Here is a 23,764-nt window from a genome sequence, read left to right on the forward strand (position 1 = left end):
ATACTATTCGTCTGAGAATTTTTTCAGGAAATCTCTTAGAGATTTCAGTTGCTCTATAACAGATTCTGCCTCTTGATACTTTGATCTGCTCTCAAGTGCCATAGCTGCACCTTTTATTGTCATTCCCTTAACGTGAAGGAGCTCTTGTATCTTTCTGATAGTGTTTATATCACTTCGAGTATATAATCTTTTTCCTGACTGCCTCTTCGGATTCAACAGCTTGGGGAACTGTGTTTCCCAGTATCTGAGAACATATTCCTTTAGTCCAACGATCCCTGCAGCTTCCTTTATAGAGTAATACAGTTTTTCCTTCTCAACACGAAACATACAGTATTAACAAAAGTACAATCAAACTAGCAATTGCAGCAAGCAGATCATCGAACATCACTCCGAATCCGCCTCGCATACTTCTTTGGACTACACTTATAGGCCAGGGCTTTACAATGTCAAAAAATCTGAATAACAAAAATGAAAGAATACATAAAACCAGAATCATTGTGTTACTATATCCACGAAAAATGTAATTCGTGAATAAGATGAGTATTGTCTGAGCGACGAACTCATCTATAACTACATTCCCAGGATCTCTCACAGAATAGAGCATCTCGTATTTATGGCAGCTGTATGTTCCTAGAGCAAAGAGCAACACGGAAGCAATCAGAATAGATGCAAGCGGGAGATCGAGAAATACAATCAGTGGGAATAGCAAGAAGACTGCTGCACTTGCAACTGTTCCTGGAAAAGTGGTGAAGTTACCGATTCCAAAGCACGTAGCGATCTTTGTGAAAATACTTCCCTCCTTATTTTGCATTTGGCGCTAAGACTATGAAGAAATTGTTGTTATTTTGGACGACTTCCTTTTCTAATTTAGCGATTTCAGAGCCGATTTCAGTTATGACTTTATTGAGCAAGTTCAGCGCGAGATTCTTATTAATCATCTCGCGGCCGCGCAATCTCACCACTACCTTGACCCTATCCTCATCCAACAAAAATTCTCTGATCTTCTTGAGCTTAGTATTTAAATCGCCTGCGCCTATACACTGGCGCAACTGAATCTCCTTTATAGTCGGCGATTTCTGTTTTTTACGTTTTAGATTAGTATCCTTTTTTATTTCGTACTTATACTTTCCGTAATCCAGTATTTTGCATATAGGAGGGACGACAGTCGATGAGACTTCTACTAGATCCAAATTTCTCTCTTTGGCTAGTTGGAGTGCGGCTGCGATTTTCATCACCCCAACGAACTTATCATCTGCATCTATTACTCGCACCTCATTGTCGACAGTTCCGGGACGCCACACAATCCTTTTATCGTCGCTCGCTCTACGCGATTCGCGTCCAGCAAAACCTTTCTCTTTACTTTTCAAATTTACTAAACCTCAATTTTCTTTTACACTAATATCACTTCTTTACTTAAGATTTAACTCATCCAATACTTCATAAAGCGCATCATCCACACTTTTATTTTCAGATCTGAGGGATCCCAATCTTCTCACCGAAACAGCGTTACTCTGAGCCTCAATTTTACCAATAATCCACAGTATTGGAACCCTTCTGGTGGTGTGGTGTCTGATCTTATAATCGATTCTCTGATTACTGAAGTCAAAGGTAGTACGAATATTCTTTCCTAAAAGTAGCTCTACTATTTTCGCGGCATGATCCTGTACCTTTTCAGTGATAGTTAAGACGCAGACTTGTACCGGTGCGAGCCACAGCGGAAACTTTCCGTTATAATGCTCGATCAGTATACCTATGAATCGCTCAAATGTCCCAAGCACTGCTCGATGCAACATCACTGGATGCTGTTTTCTACCCTCAGCATCCACATAGGTTGCACCTAGGCGTCCAGGCAAGATGAAATCGACTTGCAGGGTTCCGCATTGCCACTTTCTGTTCAGGGCATCAGTTAACACGAATTCTATCTTTGGGCCGTAAAAAGCGCCTTCACCTGGATTTATGCCATATTCCAATCCTGCTTCTTCCATTGCTGACTTCAGTGCATTTTCAGCTTTATCCCATGTCGTGTCGTCTCCTAATCTGACTTCTGGACGGTCTGAAAACCTGATCTCTGTTTTACTGAATCCCAGCTGCGTATAGATCTCCTTTAGCAATGCACAGAATGCAACAGTTTCAGGGCAAATCTGTTCCGGGGTGCAGAAGATATGTGCATCATCCTGGACGAATCCTCTTACCCTCATCAATCCGTGCAGGGCGCCTGAGGCTTCATTTCTGTGGCACATCCCGAACTCCGCGAGACGCAGTGGTAAGTCCCTATAACTTTTTATGGATTGTTTGAAGACTTCTATATGTGCTGGGCAGTTCATTGGCTTCAGCGAGAACTCTCCATCGACTGAATCGATTACGAACATATTTTCCTTGAACTTAGCCCAGTGACCTGATTTCTCCCAGAGGCATTTACTGAACACGATTGGTGTCTTTATCTCGTGATAACCGTAAGCCTTGAGTTTTCCTCGGATGTAGTCTTCTAATATTCTATACAAGATCAGACCACTTTCATGCCAGAAAACTTGACCCTGCGCCTCCTCCTGTAAATGAAAGAGTTCCATATTTTTGCCTATCAGCCGATGATCTCTCTTTTTAGCTTCCTCCAGGAAAGTGAGATAATTATCTAGCTCTTCCTTTGTTGCCCAAGCGGTACCATATATTCGCTGCATGGAGTCGTTTTTTGCATCGCCTAGCCAATAAGCTCCGGAGACCTTGAGTAGTTTGAAATGTTTCAGCCATCCGGTTGATGGTGCATGTGGACCTCTGCATAGATCCACGAAACCATCCTGTTTATATACAGAGATTTTCTCTCCGATAGGGATCTTATGTATCAATTCTACTTTATACTTTTCACCATTTTCTTGGAAGAATACAATTGCATCATCTCTCTCCCACTCTTCTCTTATGATTGGATAATCTTTTCTAACTATCTCAGAGATCTTTTTCTCTATATTCTCCAAATCCGATTCTGAGAAGCTCCGTCCTGATGAGACATCATAATAGAATCCATCCTTAATAACAGGGCCGATCCCTAATTTGGCTTCTGGATACAACTCTTGTATAGCCTGTGCCATGATATGAGCCGCATCATGTCTGATGATTTCCAAGCCATTATCACTATCCAGTGTGATTGGTTCTATATGGACACTCTTGGTGACAGCGAAAGAGAGATCAACTTCGACTCCATCCACGAGTGCCGCCACAGTCTTGGACGAAAGATCAGGGTCAAACCGTGAAACGATTGCGCCTACAGTTTCGCCGACAGACACTTCCATATGGGAAGATAGAATGGTTGCAATCAACATAATGCTTCGTGAGCGGCAGGTCCAAACTGAAGCAACGCCATGGACACAAGAAAAGTATAAATGTAAAAATGATCTCGGTGCGATTCGAACGCACGACCCTTTGATTAAAAGTCAAATGCTCTACCGACTGAGCTACGAGATCAATCGATAGGAATTCTACAATGAAAGGACCCAATAATCAATTAGAATTATCGTCATAAAAGGATCTCATTCAGAGCAATTCGGATAAAAGTTTTTGTCTTTTTTTATTTATGAGCAGTATATTTCCATCATCTTCCTGGACACACATGTCTAGAGTATTAGAGGTGGGCTCATCAAAGAATTGCAGTATAGCTAGAATTTTCCTTACCTCGGGAGATCCATGGGGATCTTTGCTATTATTCAAATTCTCTTCCAGCTTAGAGAAGAAAGCAGCGGAATTTTTCGCAACTAAGCATATTTTTCCATCTATCATGCTTCTGCGACCAGTGGATAGACTAATTGCACCATTGAGGTTGCAACTATATTCTGGTGTGACAATGCTGACCTCCCGTAGATTTACGAGGTAGACAGGGTCGAGGACATTCTTACTCCCCATTGATAGGTCAACATTGATCTTTCTCATACTCTCATCGACTTTTATGAGAAATTTCGTTGTTTTTTCTCCATGATCTGTGACGCGCTCAACTCTTAAATCAAGATCGAACAACAGTGCAACGTCCTCTACCTGATTAGCTTGCGTATGACATTCAACTCCTTTCTGTAGAATCGAAAAAACATTAGTCGCTGTATTTTCGGAGTTCTGAGTTATCACAGCATGTCTGAGGTTTTGGCAGTTGAACTTGTTATTCTTGAATATCCATGTAACAGAGGAGTTTGGATTTTCCACTATGAGTTCGTTACCGTAGAGTTTTCTATTGAATGTTAGGCTATCGAAAGTGACAGAGATGGTTCCAGAAGATGTTCTAATCTCGAACGTTGGTGTAGAGAAAGTAACTAGAGACTTTCCTTCTAATAGTCCTGCAAGCTTATAGTCTGAGTATCTGAGTGTCGCGGATTCATTTATGCTACGAAGGATCTGCGATTTAAGAGACTGCGTTGAATAAAACCAATATCCAACAAAACCTGAGGCAAGGAAAACAATAAGCAGTAGACTATACAAGAAAAAATTAGTTCTATTCATGGCTGGACTTCATCAAGTTACTTTATATTTCTTGTTGCACTTGGCAATCTAACTTTGATTCCATCTATACTTTCGTTCATTGTTATTTGGCAGCCAAGACGCGACGTAGATGCCAAACCAAATGCAAGATCGAGCATATCATCTTCTTCTCCAGAGATTGGTTCTAATTTTTCGAACCATTCCGCATCGACTATTACGTGGCAGGTAGAGCAGGCCAAGGAGCCTTCGCATGCTCCCTCCAGATCTATATTATTCCTGTGTGCTACAGTGAGGATAGTTTCCCCCTCCTGAGCAAAGCAGTGATGCTCCACACCATCTGGCGAGATGAAAGTTATATTTAAATTCTTTGACACGCTATTACTCACTATTAAGATCCAAATTCATTTCTCTGAATAAAAAACTCAACCTTCTTTTTAGAAAGGGATCTACAATCTTTTCTAATTCTTCTGTGCTTTCTCTGATTTTAATGCTATCACACTTTTCCATACTTGCTTCCACTGTTTTGGTGTATTCAGCGATTTTCTCAGCTTCATTCCCGATAAGTAGGTTTCCATTTTCCTTTATAGCTCTCCTTACAACTTTCAAGACCCTATCTGCATGACATTGTGCTTCTATGACGGATCTTTGAGCCACATCCTCTTCCAGGTTTGCGAATGAGTCTCTGATCATTTGATCTGCGATATCTCTATTTAAACCGTAGTGAGGATTCACTTCAATTTCTTGTATTTTTCCAGTGATGAGTTCTTTTGCGCTGACTTTCAATATGCCATCCTCATCTATGCTGAATGTCACCTCAATTCTTGCTTTACCTGCAGGCAGTGATGGTAGTTCGTTCAGTGTGAATTCGGCGAGTGATCTGTTATCTTTTGCGAGTTCTCTTTCCCCCTGTAGGACATGTATCTTAAACGAAGTTTGTCCATCGACTGCATTTGTAAGTACTTGCGATTGCCTTATAGGAATAGGGCTATCCTTCATGATTATTCTTTCAATTGTTCCATCTAGTGTTTCTATGCCCAGGGATAGTGGTAACACATCCAGTAGCACTATTTTCTCAGGGTTTCTGCCATTCAAGAAACTCCCAAAGAGCGCTGCGCCCATTACCACGATTGTCTCTGGATTAATTCCAGATATGATTTTTTCCTTCCCAAACAACTCTGATATCTTTCTGTGAATTAGACCTATTTTAGTGGAGCCTCCAACTAGCAGTACACCATCCACCTCAGCGACTGGAATATCACTTGATCTAAGGGCGCGCTTTAAGATGGCGATTGTCCTATCTATATCTTTCTCTATTGTTTTTTCGAAATCTTCCAATGTGACATCAATGCAAGCATCATTCTCCTGATAACTGAAGTATCGCACTATTCTATCTTCGTGCGCTAATTCCTCTTTGATTTCTTTGCAGAAATCCAGAAAATGCACTTTCTCTTCCCCTGAGAGATGTAGCTCATGTTTCTGAATTAGGTGTTCCATCAATCTCAGATCGAAATCATCGCCACCTAGATGATCATCGCCGTCGCTGCAGGAGACTTTGAATATGCCCCTGTGAAACTCCAAAATCGAAATATCGAAAGTTCCTCCTCCGAGATCATAAACTACGTATTTACCCTCTTCTCTTTTTTCATCGATTCCGTAGAACAAGGCCGCAGCCGTCGGTTCACTCAACAGACGTATTACATTCAGGCCAGAAATTGTTGCTGCATCCTTTATTGCGCTACGTGAGGTGTTATCAAAGTACGCTGGTACTGTGACTACAGCATTTCTTACAGCGTGTCCCAGATATTTCTCTGCACTTTTTTTTAGGCTGGAAAAGATCTTTGATGCATATCCTATAGTGAGTGCATAGTTGCTCTGAGGGTCCTGTGTCTGAGTATTGATGGTACATGCATTGGGTATCACGAGGTTTTCCTTCGTTGCTATTATCCTCTTGATTGAAGGGATGTAATTCTTATATTTTTTTGCCTCTTTTCCGACGATGATGTTCTTATCCTGCACTGCAATCAGAGAGGGGAGGAAATTTTTCCCAGATTCTTGCGGTATGACTACACACTTTTCATCTTGGAACACGCTTATGAGGGAGTTGGTTGTACCGAAATCTATTCCCACAATTATTTCTGTACAAGTTTTTTTTGGTTCCTTAACTGTTGTGAGTTGCATGAATTCTATTCCTTAGTTTTGTAATATATTTCAGTGCTACACGGTGCGAGTCTGCGATTCCGTATTCTTCCTTTTCGAAGGCAGTTTCCATGAGTTCCAAGTGTACTTTATACATCTCCTCGACTGCCGTGACGGTCTCAGGAGATTCCTTCTCTGCAAGCTTTTCCTCCAGCTCGATGATTTTAGATAGAAGTTCCATAGGAGCGCCATTTGTGAAACTCCTGAACCCTCCTAATTCCAGCAGATGCTGAGCCCTATTTACAGGATCCTTTAGGAAAAAGTATGCCTTATTAATCTGCGATATTTTATTGTCGCTCTGATCATCCTCTCTGAGTTTTTTTTGGAGTCTAAGGTATTCATTTTCCAGTTCACCGGGACTCAGCTTAAATCTCTGTTTCAAGCCCAGAATTTCGAAATAATTTTCCTTTCTATTTTCCATTGTTTGTAGGTCACTCAGTAATAGAAACTTTTACCACATCCACATCTAGCTTTCTCTCCTGGATTTTTGAAAACGAACCCACTTTTGAATTTTGTCTCCTCATAATCTATGTAAGTACCTAGTATCTTAAACATCGTCTTAGGATCGATGAATATCATTATCGTGGCACCAGATTTATCTACATATTCCACGACTTCATCATATTTCTGAGGTTCATCAACGTATTCCATTTCATATTCGTTGCCCCCGCAGCCCTTGGAGACTAGGGCTACTTTTATCCCAAGTGTGGACTTGCCTGTATTCCTCCTGTTTTCGATAAGCTCGCTGAGTTTTTCCAAGGCTAAGGCACTGACGGTAATTGGTTGTTTTTTCACATTGACCTGAATCAGTACACGATCATCCTATTACTAATTGCGGTTGACGCACAAATTGATTATTCAGTTACTCTCCTTTTCAGGATTACCATCCTCGAGTGCATTATAGCCCTGTTTTTCCTTGAAGTCCCTGATTGCTGCTTTTATTGCATCTTCTGCGAGCATCGAGCAGTGCATCTTGATAGGAGGTAGGTTGAGTTCAGAAGCGATTTCAGTATTCTTTATTTTTTCTGCGTCCTCCAGTGTTTTGCCGATTATGTATTCCGTTGCCAATGAGCTCGATGCTATCGCAGAACCACAACCAAAAGTCTTGAATTTTGCATCGACAATACAACCCTCATCATTGACTTCGATTTGTAGTTTCATTACGTCTCCACAGGCTGGAGCACCGACTACTCCAGTGCCGACATTTTTCTTTTTTTTATCTAGAGCGCCGACATTTCTCGGGTTATTGTAGTGATCTAGTACGGATTCGCTATATGTCATAAATATCTCCATAAGTTAAATAAATATCATCATTTTTCGTTTTAGTGGACATCCCATTTTATTGAATTTAAATCTATTCCCTCTTGCGCCATTTCCCAGAGCGGACTCATTTCGCGCAGACGATTGATCTTCTCTACAACCAGCTTACCTGCCATTTCTATCTCCTCTTCAGTATTGTATCTGCCAATTGAGAATCTTATCGAGGAGTGTGCAAGATCATCTCCAACACCAAGGGCTCTGAGTACGTAAGAGGGCTCCAGAGAGGCCGATGTACAAGCAGAACCGGAACTCACTGATATATCAGTAATGGCCATTATTATTGATTCCCCCTCCACATAGGGGAAACTTATATTCAGATTGCCCGGTAATCTTTGTTCTGGATCACCATTTAGTACTATATCGGGTATTCCTGCCTTGATTATCCCGTACAGCTTTGTTGACAGATATTTTATCCGATTATATTCCTCCTGCATGTTTTGCGCAGCAATTTCCGCTGCCTTTCCTAGTCCAGCGACCAGTGGTGTAGGGACAGTCCCGGAACGCATACCTCTCTCCTGGCCCCCACCATTGAATACTGGAGTTAATCTTATTCTTGGATTTTTTCTGCGTATGTAGAGCGCTCCGACTCCCATTGGGCCATATATTTTGTGACCGGAGATACTCATTAATGAGATATTCATCTCCTCTACATCCAGTGGAATTTTCCCAAATGCTTGAGCGGCATCCGTGTGAAAAATAACAGATGCTTCTTTACATATCTGTCCGATCTCCTTGATAGGCTGTATTACACCTATTTCATTGTTTGCAGCCATTATGGATACCATGATAGTTGAATCCTTAATTGATTCCCTAAGGACATCTAGATCAACGATTCCATTTTTCTGTACAGGTAGGTAAGTCACTTTAATACCGATTTCCTCTAGATGCCTACAACTATCGAGTACACATTTGTGTTCGGTGGCTACGGTGATCACGTGATTTTTCTTGTCTGAATGGTAAAAAGTCACTGCACCCTTGATTGCTAAGTTATTCGATTCTGTTGCGCCGGAGGTAAAAACAATGTCCTTAGGAGAGGCATTTATCAGCTGTGCTACCTTTTCCCGCGCATTCTCGACTGCTGCTTCGGCTTGCCACCCGTATATATGTGTCCTTGAATGCGGGTTACAAGGTGCTTCGAAGAACTTAATCATCTCCTTTAGAACTGCAGGATCAGTTCTTGTCGTGGACTGGTTGTCAAAGAATACCGGCAAATCCATTTTTGTTTCCCTAATTGAAACTATGTCATAGTCAACTTAGACAGCTGAATTGTACAATATTTCCCATATGGATACAAGTTTATTCACATCTTCTTCTGTGTTTGAGATTCCTAGACTGATCCTAATTGCTGATTTGGCCATTTTGTGATCAAAGCCCATAGCGAGCAGGACATGAGAAGCCTCTGTTTGTCCGGACGAGCAAGCTGAGCCATTACTGACGCATACTCCATGTATATCGAAGTGCATTAATTGTGTTGCACCATCGATTTCCGGTATGATGATACAACTGGTATTTGGGAGTCTTTCGCTTTCCTTGCCTACCACGACAGCTGACTTCATTCTAGACAATATTTCAGACTCCATGTGATCTCTCAAGAATCTTATATTCTTCATACTCTTTATGGAGGCATTAATAAAGGTGGCTGCTACACCAAATGCTGAGATCGCTGCAATGTTCTCCGTTCCCGAGCGTAGACCTTTCTCCTGATTGCCTCCCAGGATGAGTGCCGTTAGTTCCGCGAATCGTGATTTTTTATAGACTAGTGCCCCAGCTCCAATGATGCCTCCCATCTTATGAGATGAAAGTGTTATAAAATCTGGTTGCGTCTCGTTAAATCGACAATGAATTCTCGATACCGCTTGTACCGCATCAGTGTGCACAAGTGCTTCATGCTTTTTCGCTATATCCAGGAGCAGATCTAATGGCTGTATTATTCCGGTCTCGCTGTTAGCAAGTGATACAGAAATAAGTGTTTTACCAGGTGCTTCCTCTAGAATTCTTTCCAAATGATCCAGTTTTATAATGCCATTTTTATCTACATCTACTTTTATTGGATTTCTTGCGGCTCTCAGTACTGAACTATGATCTGTGCTGCAGACTACATGCCTATAGTTGCCCATACTGTGGAAGACCATATTATTTGCCTCCGTCCCAGATGAGGTGAATACCAAATCATATTCCTCATTGAGGTTTAGATGTTTTTTTATTGCTCTCCTGGATTCTTCTACTCTCTCTCGTGCGACCTGGCCCTGCCTGTGAATAGAAGATGGATTATATGCTGTCCTGATAATGGAATAGGCCTTTTCCACTGCATACCTAAGCGGTGTGGTTGTTGCATTATTATCCATGTAGATGATGATTTCCTGTGGCTTCTCATTAGCAACAGCCAAACTAGGGACTTCTTTTCTAAGAACATCATTGGAGATGATATCCTGGATCGTTATGGATTCGAAGAAGTTATTGAATTTTCTTTCGAGTATGGACCACAGATTGTGTGTATAGCATTTCTTATCGCCATTCGTGCAGCTTTGATGACCATAGCCATCGCATCGAGTAATTTTTGCGTTATCAGTTACAGCCTTGATTATTTGCATCAAAAAAATCGTATCTGGATCTTTTGCTAACTTGTAACCCCCGCCGGGCCCGAGTAGAGATTCTAATATTCCTTGCTTTCTTAACGATGGTAGTATTAGTTCGAGAAATTTCTCCGATATGTTCTGTCTAGATGCAATCTCCGAAGTTTTGATGTATTTTCCTGATACAGCATGCATTGCTATATCGACAGATGCCATAATTGCATATCTTGCTTTTGCCGTAAGCATGATTCTTTATATTACCTGATACACGGAAGCCTCATCCATTGTAGCAACTTTTTTCACCTTCCGAGTAGTATTCTTTGATAAATTCTCTTTTAAAAACTAGGGCATTATCTTTTTTCCTCTTCCTGCAGGCAGAACAGGAGTACAATGCTACTAGTAGAAACTCGGTGTTCTGCTACTTCATCCGGACGTTACGATCAGATTTGGAAAATGTGATTTCCTGTTCCCAGGAAGCCTTATAATAGCTGAAACGTCGCAACCAACTACAAGATGATGCTAAAAGTATCTGGAGTAGGGATTCTATTGAATACGCGATTCTTATTGCTTATCATTTCCAAGTAGATGGTGAAAAGGCGCTTAATGCAAAAGTTAGTTTGCAATGGACTCATTTTCTTATTTTTCGCCCCGACGCTCTCTCTGATCTTGCCTTCCTTCAATTCCTATGAGCCCGGTGGAGTGTTCAATTGGCTGTTGGGGGAGTATGTCCTCAATACGTTGATAATACTCTCTGGGGTGGGCTTCTTGACATTCGTATTTGGTGTCGGAGCTGCTTGTGCCGTCACTTTCCTCAGATTTCCTGGGCGCGGACTTCTGAGGGTGCTTCTGTTTCTCCCTCTTGCGGTTCCTGGTTATATTACTGCTCTTTCGTACGTTCAGTTTTTTGATTTTTCTTCAGATTTTTCGCTTTTCTTCAGAGAGGTTTTCGGATTCAAACATTTGTTCAGGATACAGTCTCTGTACGGCGCAATCTTCGTGATGAGCGTTGCTTTCTATCCATATGTGTATATGTTTTCCCTTGCCAGAATTACTTCTGCTGGCAATTTTGTAGCCATCTCCAGAAGTTGTGGTAAATCCTTCCTCGCAACGATGCTAGAAGTCGTAATTCCAGTAGCTAGACCGGCTATCGTTGGGGGTCTTACTCTGGTTTTGATGGAAGTCATCTCTGATTTCGGGATAATGCAGTTTTTTGGTTTGCAGACCGTCGTAACCGGCATATATCGAAAATGGTTCTTGCTCAATGATGTGATAGGTGCTTCGAGATTAATTCTATTTTTGCTGACCTTCGTTGCACTGATGATCTTCCTTGAGAAAACGTCGAGGCAGAATGCGTTCTATGGGAACGGAGTGGTAAACTATGACATTAATCCGTGTTGGTCACTGACGCCTCTCAAGGGCATGACCGTAACCATTGTATTATCACTTCTGCCGCTTTTTGGTATTGGCTTTCCTATTTTCTCACTGATATCCATGACGCTGAACGCAACACCAGATTATCAATTATTTTCCCTGATTATTGGAAGTGTTCAAATTGCTTTATTCGCATCCTTCTTGACCATACTGATAGCCTTCTTCTTTGTCTACATGAAAAGGAAAAAGAAGATAGGAGCTGCACTTTTTCAGATGTCTAATCTCGGATATTCGATTCCCGGTCTGGTAGTGGGAATGGGAATAATAAACTTCTTTACAAGTAGTTCTTCGATACTTTCGTATTTTACATTCTCCGGCTTTCAGATTCTCACCGCTGGGACTTTCACTGCATTGATGTATTCGTACATTTTTCGTTTTCTCGCCTTGGGTTGCAACAGTATACAGTCAGGAATAGAAAAGATACCCTCTGAAATCTCATGGACTATGAGACTCGTTGGTAAAAATAGTTTCCTGGACGCAATCCAAGTATACTCGCCAATGCTGATACGATACTTGGTCAGTGGTGTTATACTAATCTTCCTTGATACCCTTAAAGAGCTTCCTGCTACTCTACTGGTTAGACCTTTCAATTTCGAGACGATGTCCATTAGGGTCTATGAACTCGTCGTAGATGAGAGGTATAACGATGCTGCAGTACCTGCTTTAATTATGACTGCGATTTGTCTTGCTGTGATACTGTTCCTAATAAAGAGTATGTACAGCAGAGGTTTGCACAATCGGAAAAAAGGGGCTAGAATTGGTTGTCTCTGCGATGTTTGTCTGAGTAAGAATGAGTGTTAGGATAGAGTACTCACCTAGGGTTGCGTTTGGTTGCCGTAATACAAGAATCTTAAGGGAGTCGGGTTTCGTTCCAGCTGTTGTTTATGGTGGTGGTGCTGAGACTATCAGTATCGCTTTGTCTGTCCGCGAAGTGGATAAGAAGATTTCGAGCTTGATGAGTAAGACTGTCGTGGAGTTGTCATGCGGTGATGTTGTGCATAAGGTCATTCCAAAGGCATATGAGCTCCATCCGGTTACTTCTGCTGTGCTGCACTTGGATTTTGTGTTTGCTAGCGACAATGTTTCGAAGTTTGAGGTGCCTCTCAACTTCATAAACAAAGAGAAGTCTGAGGCAATAAAACTCGGAGCCGTATTGAACATCGTGAGAAGGACAGCTCTAGTTAAATGCTCCTCTTCAAATCTACCGAAAAGTATACCCGTCGACATTGAGCATTCTAAGGTTGGTGATTCGATCAAGCTTTCTGATCTTATGTTCGCGGATGGAGTGACGCCTATCGCAAAGGATGCCGATTCTGTAGTTGCTACAATCGTAGGTAAAAAAGCGAAGGGTGGTGCTGCGTCTACTGCCGGGGCATAGATAGAGTTCCGGTGTCTCAAGTATTTGTGCTGTGTGGCTTGGGAAATCCTGGTCGTGATCATTCATCATCTAGACACAATCTCGGCTTCATGCTTGTCGACTACCTCAGAAATAGCTTATCTTTCCCTGATTTTGTTAGCAATTTTTCAGGATTCCTTTGTTTCGGGGTTACCTCATCCATAAAATTATATCTCTTCAAGCCAATGACTTTTATGAATAATTCAGGTTTTCCGCTCGCCCGGCTTGTCAATTTCTATAAAGTGCATCCCTGTAATGTTTTGGTCTTCCATGATGATGCGGATCTGGGTTTTGGCAGAATAAAAATAAAAAAAGGTGGTAGTTCCGGTGGCCATAATGGATTGAAATCGATAGATTCAAATCTGGGACGTGATTACTGGAGGTTTCGTTTCGGTGTTGGTAAGGAAGAGAATAGCAATTTAGCTAAGTATGTTTTATCTTCTTTTACTGAGTGTGAGATAGGGCATCTGAATAAAGTGTTTGAATTCATTGCAAAGAATATTATACTACTGCTCTCAGATATCGAGCGACAAAAGTCCACTTTTTTGATGGACTACATGTCTGTACTTAATACTATTTAATGAATTGCATTCATAAGCTTGAGACCTCAAGAGCGTTCATCCTCATGAGTTCCTGCGATTCTTTTTCTGCTGCGATAATTGCGAGGTTACTTATAATCGGTAACACCTTATTGCTTTGATAGTTCTTTGTGCATTCCGCGAAGAGCATTCCAGCGCTATTGAGATTTTCTCGTCTGTTGTGTCTGTCATTGTAGCGCTGTATAAAAGCAATTTGCTCCCCCAGTACCGAATACATAAGCACTTCAGAAGGATGACTGTTATATGATTCAATAGTCTCTATTCCTTCCTGTACGATTATATTCGTGACTGAGGTACTTCCTTTTGTTGTTTTCAGTTTATTGCGGTTTTTCTTATTCATGTTCAGGACATCTTTGCTGTTGGTTGCGGTTGAAATTCCTATCCCATAGCTTCCACTATTTGCCTTGATAAAGACGAAGGGTTCGGATTTTATCTTATATTGTTCATATTTTTTTTGTACTTTTTCTATTATTTCATCTACTGTATCCGCGAGTTTTGAGAAAGTTGCTTGCACAGTGAAATCGATGTTATTACACTCCTTGGAATATGGATGCAGAAGCCATGGGTCGATATCGAATGCTTTGGAAAATTCCTCTACAACCTTCTGGTAGTGCGAGAAGTAGTGACTTTTTGTTCTTCTGTACCAGCCTAGCAGTGGTGAGGGGATACAAGGTTGTATGATATTCGAAAGTGTTTCTGGATCTTCCGAGATCATATCATTATTCAGAATAACTAGATCTGGAATCACATTATCTTCGATTACTATATGGTTTCCGCTTCTATGAAACTTAGTCATTTCTAGTTTCTCTATTCTCTGGTTCGCGAGATTACCTAAGATGAGCTTGTTTCCAGCTATTTCGAGTATTTTTTTCAGGGCTAGTACGTTACTGAGATATTGCGAATTTCTCGTGTGACTCTCTGTGATTAAGAGAATGATTTTATTAGTATAATGCTTAGCGATCAAATGAGCTGCTCGCATTTGACTTTCTTCGCTGATTATATGGAAACCAGCGGGAAACATATTCACATCTACGGGGGCGACTTTGAAACCTGCATTTCTGATATCTGCGGATAGGTAAAATAAACTTCTCGTACATTTACTCTGGCACCACCGTGCTATTTCCTCGGAGTATCTAAGAAAAGCTGAGAAGTGTGTATTCATTTAAGACATTATATCCGAACACTCTTAGTGTTCCATTTTACAGAATAATGGAAGGGAAGCGAACAAATTGTATCAATAACGCTGAGGCAAATCTAGGTGAAAGCATTTATCCTGCGCTATGCGATCAGCAGTGATACCTAGAGCGGATTCCTTGCTATGCTAGAGTAAACATACTTAAATAGCTCTCTCTTATCGGCTCCGGATGGAACCAACCGAATCTTTTTTTGTGCTTCCCTGGGTAGTATGAATTTTCTTCTGTGTAATGGCTTGATATGTTGGACATCGTTGTACCTTTTTCTTAGTCGGTGGACGTTCGTAATCTTACTCGATTGTAAAATAATGATCGTATCGCAGATTTTATCCGCGGCAATTTCGAAGAGAAGTGGAATATCTAAGACTATGATACGTGTATTGTCTCTTTTGCAGAGCTTTATAAATGAGGTCAGCTTTGCTTTTACATTGGGATGCACAATCTCTTCGATTTTTTGTAATAGAGATGGCTGTCTTATAATGGCAGCGAGGAGTCTTTTTCTATCGATGCTACTCTCTCTGATCCCAGTACTTATCGCATCGTTAATTGCCCGAGTTACAGATATGTCATTCTGATAGAGCGCATGAACAACTTTGTCAGCATCAAAGATCTTGCAGCGGAAAGTGCGTCTCAAAATTGATGAAAAGTATGTTTTTCCAGAAGCAATGTTGCCTGTCACACCTATTATTCTCATTGCTGGAACTGGGCTTTCAGGATTTTCTTGCGTAGTGAATTATCTTTCCTGAATAGGGCTATAACACTGTTCTTGCGATCTATCGATATTCTTGCTTTTTTTATATTTGTGAAAACTTGGGCATCCAATGCTGCCATGACTGGACGTCTATCTGGATAAAGTACATCTATTTCTATAATGCTACTGTCTAGTAGCACAATACTTCTACATTGTTTCGGTATGAAAGCATTTATAGTTGTTAAAGTAATGCAGTTTGAATCCAAAGCCAGAATTGGCCCGCCTGCCGCAGCGTTATATGCTGTACTTCCGACTGCAGTTGAGACTATCACACCATCACCGACAAAATTTTCTATTAATAACTCGTCATCCACGGATATCCTGAGCTTCGAAGCCTTCCCATGATTTCTTAGAATATAGAAATCATTAATCGCAGTACCTGATATGGTGCCGTTCTCATTGGAGAGTTCAGCTTTTAATATGTTGAGGTTGTACTCTTCAGCACTCTCTATATCCGCTAAGAGCTGATCAGAGTGGAACTCATTCAACAGGAAGCCTACATTACCACAATTTATTCCATATACCGGAATGTTGTTCCCCATCCTGCGACGCAGTGTGTCGAGCATGAATCCGTCACCGCCCAGTGCAAGTATCAGAGAAGCTTCGATATCTGCATATCTATCTATCTTTTTTATCCCGTAACGCTCCTCAAGTACGGATCCAACCGATCGCGCCTTTTCCGCCCCTGAGGAAGAATAAACCATTTTTTCCAATCTATTTTTATTCCGCATTGCCTGTGAGAATCTTGTCAAGCTGAGCGCTATCATTTAAGCGATTTAGATCATCAAAGCCACCTATGCACTTTCCGTCTATGAAGATCTGAGGAACAGTTCTCCTTCCTCCAGATTTTTGAGTCATTTCAAGCGCAAGAGTCGGATTATCGCTGATGTCTATCACAGTATATCCAACTTTCTTCCTATCGAGTAAAGATTTGGCTTTTTCGCAGTATGGACAGGTCTTTGTTGCATATACAATCACTCTATGGCTCATAGTACTTCTATTAGTAAGTAATCCAGGATATCTAATCTTAGATCGGAAGAAATATCAACCTTCATGGAGGCCTTTGTATTTCCGCTTTGTTGCCGATCGAGCTAATAGCTGGTCTGGATAGGGCCCGTACAGAGTCCGAGGTGACGCGTTGATATACATCGGGGAAAATCACCTGCAGAGAATCAAAAACAACAGCAGAGCTACAGAGACAAACTGTAGAAATACTCTTAGGATCATCAGCTTATTGCCGTAATTCCTATCCAGGGAGAGCATACTTAACACTCCCGCAATCAACACGAAAAAAGTCGCTGCGATCAGGAAAAGTAACTGAAACACTATCAGTATTTAAGGAAAGTTCTCAGCTTTATAGATCGACTCGGACTTCTCATTTTCCGTAATGATTTAGATTCAATTTGTCTGATACGTTCCCTGGTGACATTGTAGAGTATTCCCACCTGCTCTAATGTGAGGTTGGTACCCTTATTTAGATCGATCTTGAGAGATTTTAGATAATGTTCATCTTCTGGACTGTGTACCGTGTTGCACAGGCCGAACCTATATCTAAGAATCTTTTCTTCCCTGGGAGAAAGCATAGAAAGTGCTTCATCTAAAACCTTGCGGAGATTCTTAGACAACACTACATCCACTTGATTGATGGCGTTTTTGTCTTCTATAAAGTCCCCAAAAGAGCCGCTATTATTATCATCTCCCACAGGTGATTCTAGACTTACAGGGTCCTGATTTACTTTCAGCGATTTCTTGACTTTATCTACTGAGATTCCAAGCAAGGATGCAATTTCTTCCACTGTTGGCTCCCTTCCATTTAGGTTATATAACTTTCTCCTTGTACGCATTACTTTGTTTGCTGTTTCGTGGATGTGTACAGGCTTCCTCACGATACTTCCACAGTCTGCTATCGCGCGAGTGATCGCTTGCCTACACCACCAAGTAGCGTATGTCGAAAATTTATGTCCTCTTCTATGATCGAATTTATCTACTGCTTTCATTAATCCGATATTTCCCTCCTGTATGAGGTCAGGGAATGGCATTCCCCTATTTGTATACTTCTTTGCAATTGAGATAACTAGTCTGAGATTGGCTTCGACCATCCGATGCTTCGCGACATTTGCATTATCGAAGTGAGTGGTAATCTTTCTGATTAGGAATTTAATAGTATCATAATCCATTCCTTCTGCAGATTCTATTTCCCACACAGGTTTGAGGAATTCCTCTACTGAAAAATTGGGATCACTGATCGCATATTTTGTTAAAAGAGAGCGCAGGACGCCCTGATCTAATATGAGGAGTTTCTCTTTAACTATCTTACTACGGTCAACGCCGTGTTCAGAGAGATAGGTCAAGAGTTTCTTTTCCCGATCAAGGATGAGATCATGTTTTGCCTGCAGTGTCGCGAACAATCCGGAAAGAACCTTTGGATTGAGTTTCATTTGACTCAAACTACTCACAAGAAGTGAATGCAGATTCTCATATTCCGCGTCTAGTACGATATCTTTGTTGGAAATCTGTACTACCTGTTTATCCTTTATTCTCTCTAGGGCAGACTGGATAGTTGTTCTCAGATGCTCGAAGATCTCGAACACTCTTTTCATGAGTTCCTCATCGGACATCTGATTTGCTTCATCTAATTTTCCATCCGCACTGTCGAAGAGTTCATCACTTCCTCGTTCAGCATCTTCCGTCAGTTCACTTTTCAGTCCGGAGTCGGATTCTATTACTTCCCGTAGTGAAACACTTTTTTCTTCGAGTCTGTTACCTAACTCCATTATCTCCCTGATCGCTGATGGGAAAAGCAACATTCCGGATAGGGATTCTGATTTTTCTGCTAGGATTGTCTTTGCGATCTCTACTTCATCTTCTCTGGACAGGAGCTTTACATAGCTCATCTCGCGCAGGTATAGTCTGACCGGATCATCTGTATGACCTAATATTCCTGCAGCTTCGTCCTCTTCTTCTTCCTCTTCTTCTTTAACCCCATCCGTTAATTCATCTTCCTCATCCTTTTCTAGGATATCAATTCCAGATTCCTCGAGTTTACTGATCGCTTCTTCTATGCAATTCAAGTTTTCGAAATCTTCATCCGAAAACGAATTACTCAGTTCCCCGTAGGTGACAAATCCCTTTTTCAGCCCCTTAGTAATTAGAGCTTTAACAATCTGATGAAACTTAGAACTATAACCTTCTGCCATAACTATAATATAACCACTCTACCTCTAGGGACCAAACACTGAGACTTTTCCCGAAAACCACTACTGTCACCTGGAGAAGTTAGGACGAATTACGAGATAATACTCAATTGGCACAACTTATGCATCCACTTCTGACGACCAACACTATCTCATTAGGCTTGGACCGCAACATTTTACTTGAGATTGCCTGCATTATATCATCCTTGACTTTCTTTTCTACACTTCTAGCATTTATTTTTCCGGATGCATGACTTCCAGTTAGATGCTTCACAACATCCTCTGCAAATTTCAATTTGATTCCCTTGCCTTCAAGAAGTAGACGCATCTCGATTATAGACTTATTTATTATTTTTTCCAAACTATTTTTATCGAGTCGATTGAATACTAGTGCTAGATCCAATCTGTTTAGCAGTTCTTTAGTGAAAAACTTAGCGAACTGATCTTCTCTATCAATTTTGACGCAGTCTTTGCTGAATCCTAAGTGATTACTTTCGATGAAACTTGAGCCGACATTTGTCGTACATATCACTATGCAATTTTGGAACTTACTTTTTCGTCCCGTGCTGTCTGTGATACATCCATAATCCATGATTTGGAGAAGTATATTTTGTATATCTTTGTGGGCCTTCTCGATTTCGTCGAACAGTATTAAGGTGTTCCCATGCTTGAATAATGCTTCGACCAGGAAACCACCTTTGTCATGACCCACATACCCTGGAGGTGCGCCCAGCAATCTGGAGACGGAATGACTTTCCATATATTCCGACATATCAATCCTGACGAACTGCATACACAGATTTTTTGCGATTTGTTTCGCTAATTCCGTTTTTCCGATACCTGTTTCACCTCCGAAAAGGTAGGTTCCGATAGGTTTTTCGCCTTTCAAGCCGAGTAGGCCGGGTCTCAGTGAATGCACTAATCGTTCTATGATTTCATCTTGATCATAGATTACTTCCTTGAGATTTTTTTCCAGGGACTTGAGCATATCCTCGACAGCGCAGTTAAGTTGCGCGATAGGAATATTAAAGCGTTTTGCCAATGTCTCTCTGACATATTTTACATCTATCTTTCTATCTCGTCTTTTGTTTACCTTTGATGAATCTGCGTTATATGAAGCTCCTAAATCATCCATCAAGTCGATAGCTTTATCCGGAAACGCTCTACCTGGAATATAACGATGCGCTAAGTTCACTATTTCATTTAGCGATGTCTTCGTGTAGCGGACCCTATGGAAGTCTTCATAGTATGCTTTTGCCCCATCAATGATACTTAGGGTGTTTTGAAGTGATGGTTCTTCTATTTCTATCCTCTGGAATCTTCTATTGAGTGCTGCATCTTTTTCGAAGTGAGCAGAGTATTCTTTATAGGTCGTCGCGCCGATACAGCGTAGAGGTCCTTTTGTCAGGAACGGTTTCAACAGATTTCCAGCATCTATGGATCCGTTACTTGTGGATCCAGCACCGACTATTGTATGGATCTCATCTATGAAGAGGATTGTGTTTTTACAGTTGGCGATTTCATTGATGACCATCTTAATCCTTTCTTCGAAATCCCCTCTATAGCGTGTACCAGCCAGTAATGAACCTATTTTTAGAGAGTATACGCGAGCATTCCTCAGTTTATGTGGAACATCGCCATTTACGATAGCATGAACCAATCCTTCCAATATAGCTGTCTTACCGACGCCTGGTTCTCCGACATATATGGGATTGTTTTTAGTCCTCCGTAGTAAAATCTCGATTGTTCTTTCTATTTCCTTTTCGCGATTGATCAATTTATCTATCTTTCCTTGAAGCGCAAGCTCATTCATGTCCGTGCAGTATTCTTTGAAACTGCTTGCATCTGTACCTCTAAGTATATCTGCGTGGCACGTGGCGCCATTCTCAGGAAGTTTATTCTTATACGTCTTTGGTAAATGCGACATCAATCCTATCATGGTGATGTTGCTCTGTGTGAGAAATGCAAATGCATGCGAATCCTGCTCACAAAAGATCTCTATAAGTACGTGTAGTCCCGTAATCTGATTCAGCTCTGCTATACTGGCATGGAATTGCGCTCTTTGAATGACTCTTTTTAAGCCCAGTGTGGGCTTAATCTTGCTAATATCGGAATAGTCCATCGAAAAGTACTTAAGAGAGTGAATCGTACTCAGAAACTGCAGCAGTAGGTCCCTCAACTTCCCGAAATTTATCCCGGAATTGGATGCAATCTGAACGATTTCTTCGTCTTCAGTAAGAGCTAGAAGAAGATGTTCAAGCGTCACATATGAATGCGAAAAGCTGTGTGCTAAAGCAAGTGCATTCTGCAGCGTACTCTCTAAACTGGGCGAAATCATTGTTAGAAATAGGGAAAAGATAACTACTCTCCGATTGGAGAGATGCTCAAATCAAGGCCACAGTTCCTGAAAGAAGAACTTAAATCTTTCACAATTGTCTCCGCTAAATCAGCTGAGTATGTCCCTAAAACCCATTCACTTTGCTGCGCCAGAGAATCGTATAAGCTATTTACTTCGGTTACCTTTAGCTTCAGGATCTCAGTTGCTAGTTTTTTTATTCCAGTGAAATCCAAGTCTGTTGCAGTTTTCCTGATAAATACCTTGTAGAAAGACGGCCTTACATCTACGATGTCAGACCTTTCAAAGCACCAACTCTGTTTTCTTTTATTTATCATAAACGCGAAACCCGGAAATATTGCACTCAATCACATGGATATTCTAGGAAAAATAGGTAAAAAAAATCCTATACTATGCTGAAAGTGTAATTGGAGATCTTAAGGGTTCTATCTGCTTCCTCGAGAAAAGATAGATTATGTGTTGCTAGAAGTACTGCAGCTTTACTCTGTCTTGCAAATCGGAGAATCAATTTGAATACATTCTCTGCATTTTCCGGATCCAGATTACCTGTCGGTTCATCTGCAATTATGAGTTTTGGTTTTTTTATGATTGCCCTTGCGACGGCTATACGTTGTCTCTGTCCACCAGACAACTCCACTACGGACTTGTTTGCTACATCGCCTAGATTCAAGGCACCTAATACTTTCTCTGCTTCTGCTTTTGCAATTTTTTTTTGTATGCCTGCTATCAGAAGAGGAAGCATAATGTTCCGTATTACGCTTAGATCCTCCAACAGATGGTGGAATTGATATATAAAGCCTATTTTTTCTCTACGTATTGCCGTCGCGGAATTGAAATATTCGATTTCAGTATCGTCTATTTTGATTATTCCGGAATCTTGTTGATCCAGTAGTCCGGCCAACTGGAGTGTCGTAGTTTTCCCGACTCCCGAAGCTCCGACAAGAGCGACAACTTCACCCTCAAAAATTCTTAGATTAGCACCCTTTAGGATTACTATCCTTTTTCCTCCATCGCCCTGAAAGGTTTTCGAGACATTTACAAATTCTAGTACCAACTTTGTCATTCACAGGAATAGCTCGGTAGTCAATGATGTTGCGAATATTATTAGAAATCAAGAGTGTGTAAATAAAGTGAGAATGTTGGCTCTGGTATGATATTATCTTGACAGTAAGAGCAATGTTAACACTGACATGATATCGCTTCGGCGCGAGTTGATAATTATACATTATATAAGTAGAATTTCTTTTGTATTATTAAAAAGACAGTTGATTTATAGGTGAGTGTGAAATTAAGTAGGATGTGCTACTAGATTTGCGTTCCGCCGGCACTATTTATGGGGCTTCTTTATTTCGGAGCAGTTGCGTCTTTTTTAAGAGTTTGAGGTTTTGTATGGTTATTGATTCCACGACAGTGAGTTCGATTATTGTTTTTGTTGTCTACGTGCTTATCACGACCCTCTTGTCGTGTTTGGTGGGCTTGATGTTGCATCGCAAGCGTTTAGAGTACCGAAGGGTTTCTTTTCATCCGGAATGTGGATCTCAGGAGAGTAGCGATGATACTGTGTTAGTACTCTGCGCACAAGAGATAGGCCCTAATACTGATCTCAGCTTCCCTACGGAGGAATTCGTGGATGATGATTTTTCTGATTTATACAATACCCTTATCTTGCCAGAGAACCTCTCTCTTGATACTAAAGAGAATTCCCCTATAACCGTGAGATCTGATTCCAGTCAGTCATTTACAGATGATTTGCCTGGATGCTTTCCCCAGAAAGGGCAGTATTTCTTACCTGTGCGTTGTGTACACTCTGATCCTTCTATCGGACATTCGACCGCAAATTTTAATGCTCCTATTTGTTTTAGTACCCCAGTATACACTCTTGGGGATAAGTTAAATCCCAATAGCTCTGCACATGATCCCGTAGCACAGCCTCCAATGGAGGGTATTAAAAGATGTTCCGTCATGGAATCCACTGTAACGGTAAATTCTATACTGGTTGATGCCAGTGCGGAATATTACGCTGTTGATACTGACTTTATAGATTTGTCAACTAAATATCTCACTGCTGAGGGCGAGTCTGGTGTATCTTCTAATGAACCAAAGCACGCTCCAAGTCTCCAGATTGTTTTTTGTCCTGAACTAGAGAAAAATGACGCATCTAGCATGAGGATGCGTAGGATCACGATCTGAGAAGATAATCTGATGCGTAAAAGGCTAAAGGTGGAATTTCTTTATGAAGTCGACTTGGCCGCCCAGTTTTTTGCTTTCACTACCCTTACTGTGTTGGAGTCGATGAAAATAAA

Annotated in this window: 25 protein-coding genes and 1 tRNA gene; 4 read left to right on the forward strand and 22 right to left on the reverse strand. The window is 41.1% G+C overall.

The genetic code is table 11. The annotated features are described in order from the left end of the window. Positions 1–3: 3 nt before the first annotated feature. The 13 genes from NHE_RS01200 to NHE_RS01260 form a co-directional block, all read right to left on the reverse strand. Positions 4–327 (reverse strand): MerR family transcriptional regulator, encoded by a 324-nt coding sequence (locus NHE_RS01200; RefSeq protein ID WP_038559106.1) that lies wholly within the window; start codon positions 325–327, stop codon positions 4–6. Beyond that, on the reverse strand, positions 314–811 hold the full coding sequence (locus tag NHE_RS01205; protein ID WP_038559108.1) for a phosphatidylglycerophosphatase A family protein: 498 nt from the start codon (positions 809–811) through the stop codon (positions 314–316). Before NHE_RS01205 ends, NHE_RS01200 begins: the two co-directional genes overlap by 14 nt. Further along, positions 801–1,367, reverse strand: coding sequence for a translation initiation factor IF-3 (gene infC / locus NHE_RS01210; RefSeq protein WP_051579536.1), 567 nt, complete (start codon positions 1,365–1,367; stop codon positions 801–803). Before infC ends, NHE_RS01205 begins: the two co-directional genes overlap by 11 nt. Before the next feature lie 42 nt (positions 1,368–1,409). Then, positions 1,410–3,281, reverse strand: a complete 1,872-nt coding sequence (gene thrS, locus NHE_RS01215) for a threonine--tRNA ligase (protein ID WP_408633467.1) — start codon at positions 3,279–3,281, stop codon at positions 1,410–1,412. A gap of 99 nt (positions 3,282–3,380) precedes the next feature. Next, positions 3,381–3,453: transfer RNA gene (locus NHE_RS01220), tRNA-Lys, on the reverse strand. 69 nt (positions 3,454–3,522) lie between these two features. Then, positions 3,523–4,473: a hypothetical protein gene (locus NHE_RS01225; RefSeq protein ID WP_038559112.1), complete on the reverse strand. Its 951-nt coding sequence runs from the start codon at positions 4,471–4,473 to the stop codon at positions 3,523–3,525. A gap of 17 nt (positions 4,474–4,490) precedes the next feature. Further along, positions 4,491–4,826, reverse strand: coding sequence for a ferredoxin family 2Fe-2S iron-sulfur cluster binding protein (locus NHE_RS01230; protein WP_038560430.1), 336 nt, complete (start codon positions 4,824–4,826; stop codon positions 4,491–4,493). Between the two features lie 4 nt (positions 4,827–4,830). Continuing rightward, positions 4,831–6,630 (reverse strand): Hsp70 family protein, encoded by a 1,800-nt coding sequence (locus NHE_RS01235; protein WP_038559114.1) that lies wholly within the window; start codon positions 6,628–6,630, stop codon positions 4,831–4,833. Then, positions 6,611–7,069 carry an iron-sulfur cluster co-chaperone HscB C-terminal domain-containing protein gene (locus NHE_RS01240; protein WP_038559116.1) on the reverse strand — a complete coding sequence of 153 codons (459 nt, stop codon included), beginning with the start codon at positions 7,067–7,069 and terminating at the stop codon, positions 6,611–6,613. Before NHE_RS01240 ends, NHE_RS01235 begins: the two co-directional genes overlap by 20 nt. Before the next feature lie 14 nt (positions 7,070–7,083). Next, a complete protein-coding gene (locus tag NHE_RS01245; protein ID WP_038559118.1) occupies positions 7,084–7,443 on the reverse strand; it encodes a HesB/IscA family protein in 360 nt (119 codons plus the stop codon). A gap of 63 nt (positions 7,444–7,506) precedes the next feature. Then, complete coding sequence (gene iscU, locus NHE_RS01250) at positions 7,507–7,929, reverse strand: Fe-S cluster assembly scaffold IscU (protein ID WP_038560433.1); 423 nt, start codon at positions 7,927–7,929, stop codon at positions 7,507–7,509. A gap of 41 nt (positions 7,930–7,970) precedes the next feature. Beyond that, on the reverse strand, positions 7,971–9,185 hold the full coding sequence (locus NHE_RS01255; protein WP_038559121.1) for an IscS subfamily cysteine desulfurase: 1,215 nt from the start codon (positions 9,183–9,185) through the stop codon (positions 7,971–7,973). A gap of 36 nt (positions 9,186–9,221) precedes the next feature. After that, on the reverse strand, positions 9,222–10,787 hold the full coding sequence (locus NHE_RS01260; RefSeq protein WP_038559123.1) for an aminotransferase class V-fold PLP-dependent enzyme: 1,566 nt from the start codon (positions 10,785–10,787) through the stop codon (positions 9,222–9,224). 357 nt (positions 10,788–11,144) lie between these two features. Here NHE_RS01260 and NHE_RS01265 point away from each other — a divergent pair, with 357 nt between their 5' ends. Genes NHE_RS01265 through pth form a run of 3 tightly spaced genes read left to right on the forward strand, consistent with a single transcriptional unit; the run spans position 11,145 to position 13,949 of the window. Next, complete coding sequence (locus NHE_RS01265) at positions 11,145–12,773, forward strand: ABC transporter permease (RefSeq protein ID WP_038559126.1); 1,629 nt, start codon at positions 11,145–11,147, stop codon at positions 12,771–12,773. Then, positions 12,763–13,350, forward strand: a complete 588-nt coding sequence (locus NHE_RS01270) for a 50S ribosomal protein L25 (protein WP_038559129.1) — start codon at positions 12,763–12,765, stop codon at positions 13,348–13,350. Before NHE_RS01265 ends, NHE_RS01270 begins: the two co-directional genes overlap by 11 nt. 11 nt (positions 13,351–13,361) lie before the next feature. After that, positions 13,362–13,949: an aminoacyl-tRNA hydrolase gene (pth, locus tag NHE_RS01275; protein ID WP_038559132.1), complete on the forward strand. Its 588-nt coding sequence runs from the start codon at positions 13,362–13,364 to the stop codon at positions 13,947–13,949. Between the two features lie 10 nt (positions 13,950–13,959). Here pth and gshA read toward each other — a convergent pair whose 3' ends face one another. From gshA to NHE_RS01315, 9 genes are all read right to left on the reverse strand, one after another. Next, positions 13,960–15,129 carry a glutamate--cysteine ligase gene (gshA, locus tag NHE_RS01280; protein ID WP_038559135.1) on the reverse strand — a complete coding sequence of 390 codons (1,170 nt, stop codon included), beginning with the start codon at positions 15,127–15,129 and terminating at the stop codon, positions 13,960–13,962. Positions 15,130–15,266: 137 nt separating this feature from the next. Next, a complete protein-coding gene (gene coaE, locus NHE_RS01285) occupies positions 15,267–15,854 on the reverse strand; it encodes a dephospho-CoA kinase (protein WP_038559137.1) in 588 nt (195 codons plus the stop codon). Then, positions 15,851–16,642, reverse strand: a complete 792-nt coding sequence (locus NHE_RS01290) for an NAD kinase (protein WP_232215013.1) — start codon at positions 16,640–16,642, stop codon at positions 15,851–15,853. The genes coaE and NHE_RS01290 overlap by 4 nt, the downstream gene beginning before the upstream one ends. Continuing rightward, positions 16,632–16,901, reverse strand: a complete 270-nt coding sequence (gene grxC, locus NHE_RS01295; RefSeq protein WP_038559140.1) for a glutaredoxin 3 — start codon at positions 16,899–16,901, stop codon at positions 16,632–16,634. The genes NHE_RS01290 and grxC overlap by 11 nt, the downstream gene beginning before the upstream one ends. A gap of 168 nt (positions 16,902–17,069) precedes the next feature. Then, positions 17,070–17,237: an HIG1 domain-containing protein gene (locus NHE_RS04540; RefSeq protein WP_084473246.1), complete on the reverse strand. Its 168-nt coding sequence runs from the start codon at positions 17,235–17,237 to the stop codon at positions 17,070–17,072. Between the two features lie 2 nt (positions 17,238–17,239). After that, on the reverse strand, positions 17,240–19,108 hold the full coding sequence (locus NHE_RS01300; protein WP_038559143.1) for a sigma-70 family RNA polymerase sigma factor: 1,869 nt from the start codon (positions 19,106–19,108) through the stop codon (positions 17,240–17,242). A 103-nt stretch (positions 19,109–19,211) separates the two neighbouring features. After that, positions 19,212–21,443 carry an AAA family ATPase gene (locus NHE_RS01305; RefSeq protein WP_038559146.1) on the reverse strand — a complete coding sequence of 744 codons (2,232 nt, stop codon included), beginning with the start codon at positions 21,441–21,443 and terminating at the stop codon, positions 19,212–19,214. Between the two features lie 23 nt (positions 21,444–21,466). Further along, the gene (locus tag NHE_RS01310; RefSeq protein WP_038559149.1) at positions 21,467–21,778 is read right to left on the reverse strand and encodes a hypothetical protein; all 312 of its coding nucleotides are present in this window, start codon (positions 21,776–21,778) and stop codon (positions 21,467–21,469) included. A gap of 68 nt (positions 21,779–21,846) precedes the next feature. Further along, the gene (locus NHE_RS01315) at positions 21,847–22,524 is read right to left on the reverse strand and encodes an ABC transporter ATP-binding protein (RefSeq protein ID WP_038559152.1); all 678 of its coding nucleotides are present in this window, start codon (positions 22,522–22,524) and stop codon (positions 21,847–21,849) included. 326 nt (positions 22,525–22,850) lie between these two features. Here NHE_RS01315 and NHE_RS01320 point away from each other — a divergent pair, with 326 nt between their 5' ends. Next, positions 22,851–23,651, forward strand: coding sequence for a hypothetical protein (locus NHE_RS01320; protein ID WP_156927341.1), 801 nt, complete (start codon positions 22,851–22,853; stop codon positions 23,649–23,651). Positions 23,652–23,764 lie beyond the last annotated feature (113 nt).

Origin of the sequence: Neorickettsia helminthoeca str. Oregon (assembly GCF_000632985.1) — a bacterium.
GTDB classification, from domain to species: domain Bacteria; phylum Pseudomonadota; class Alphaproteobacteria; order Rickettsiales; family Anaplasmataceae; genus Neorickettsia; species Neorickettsia helminthoeca.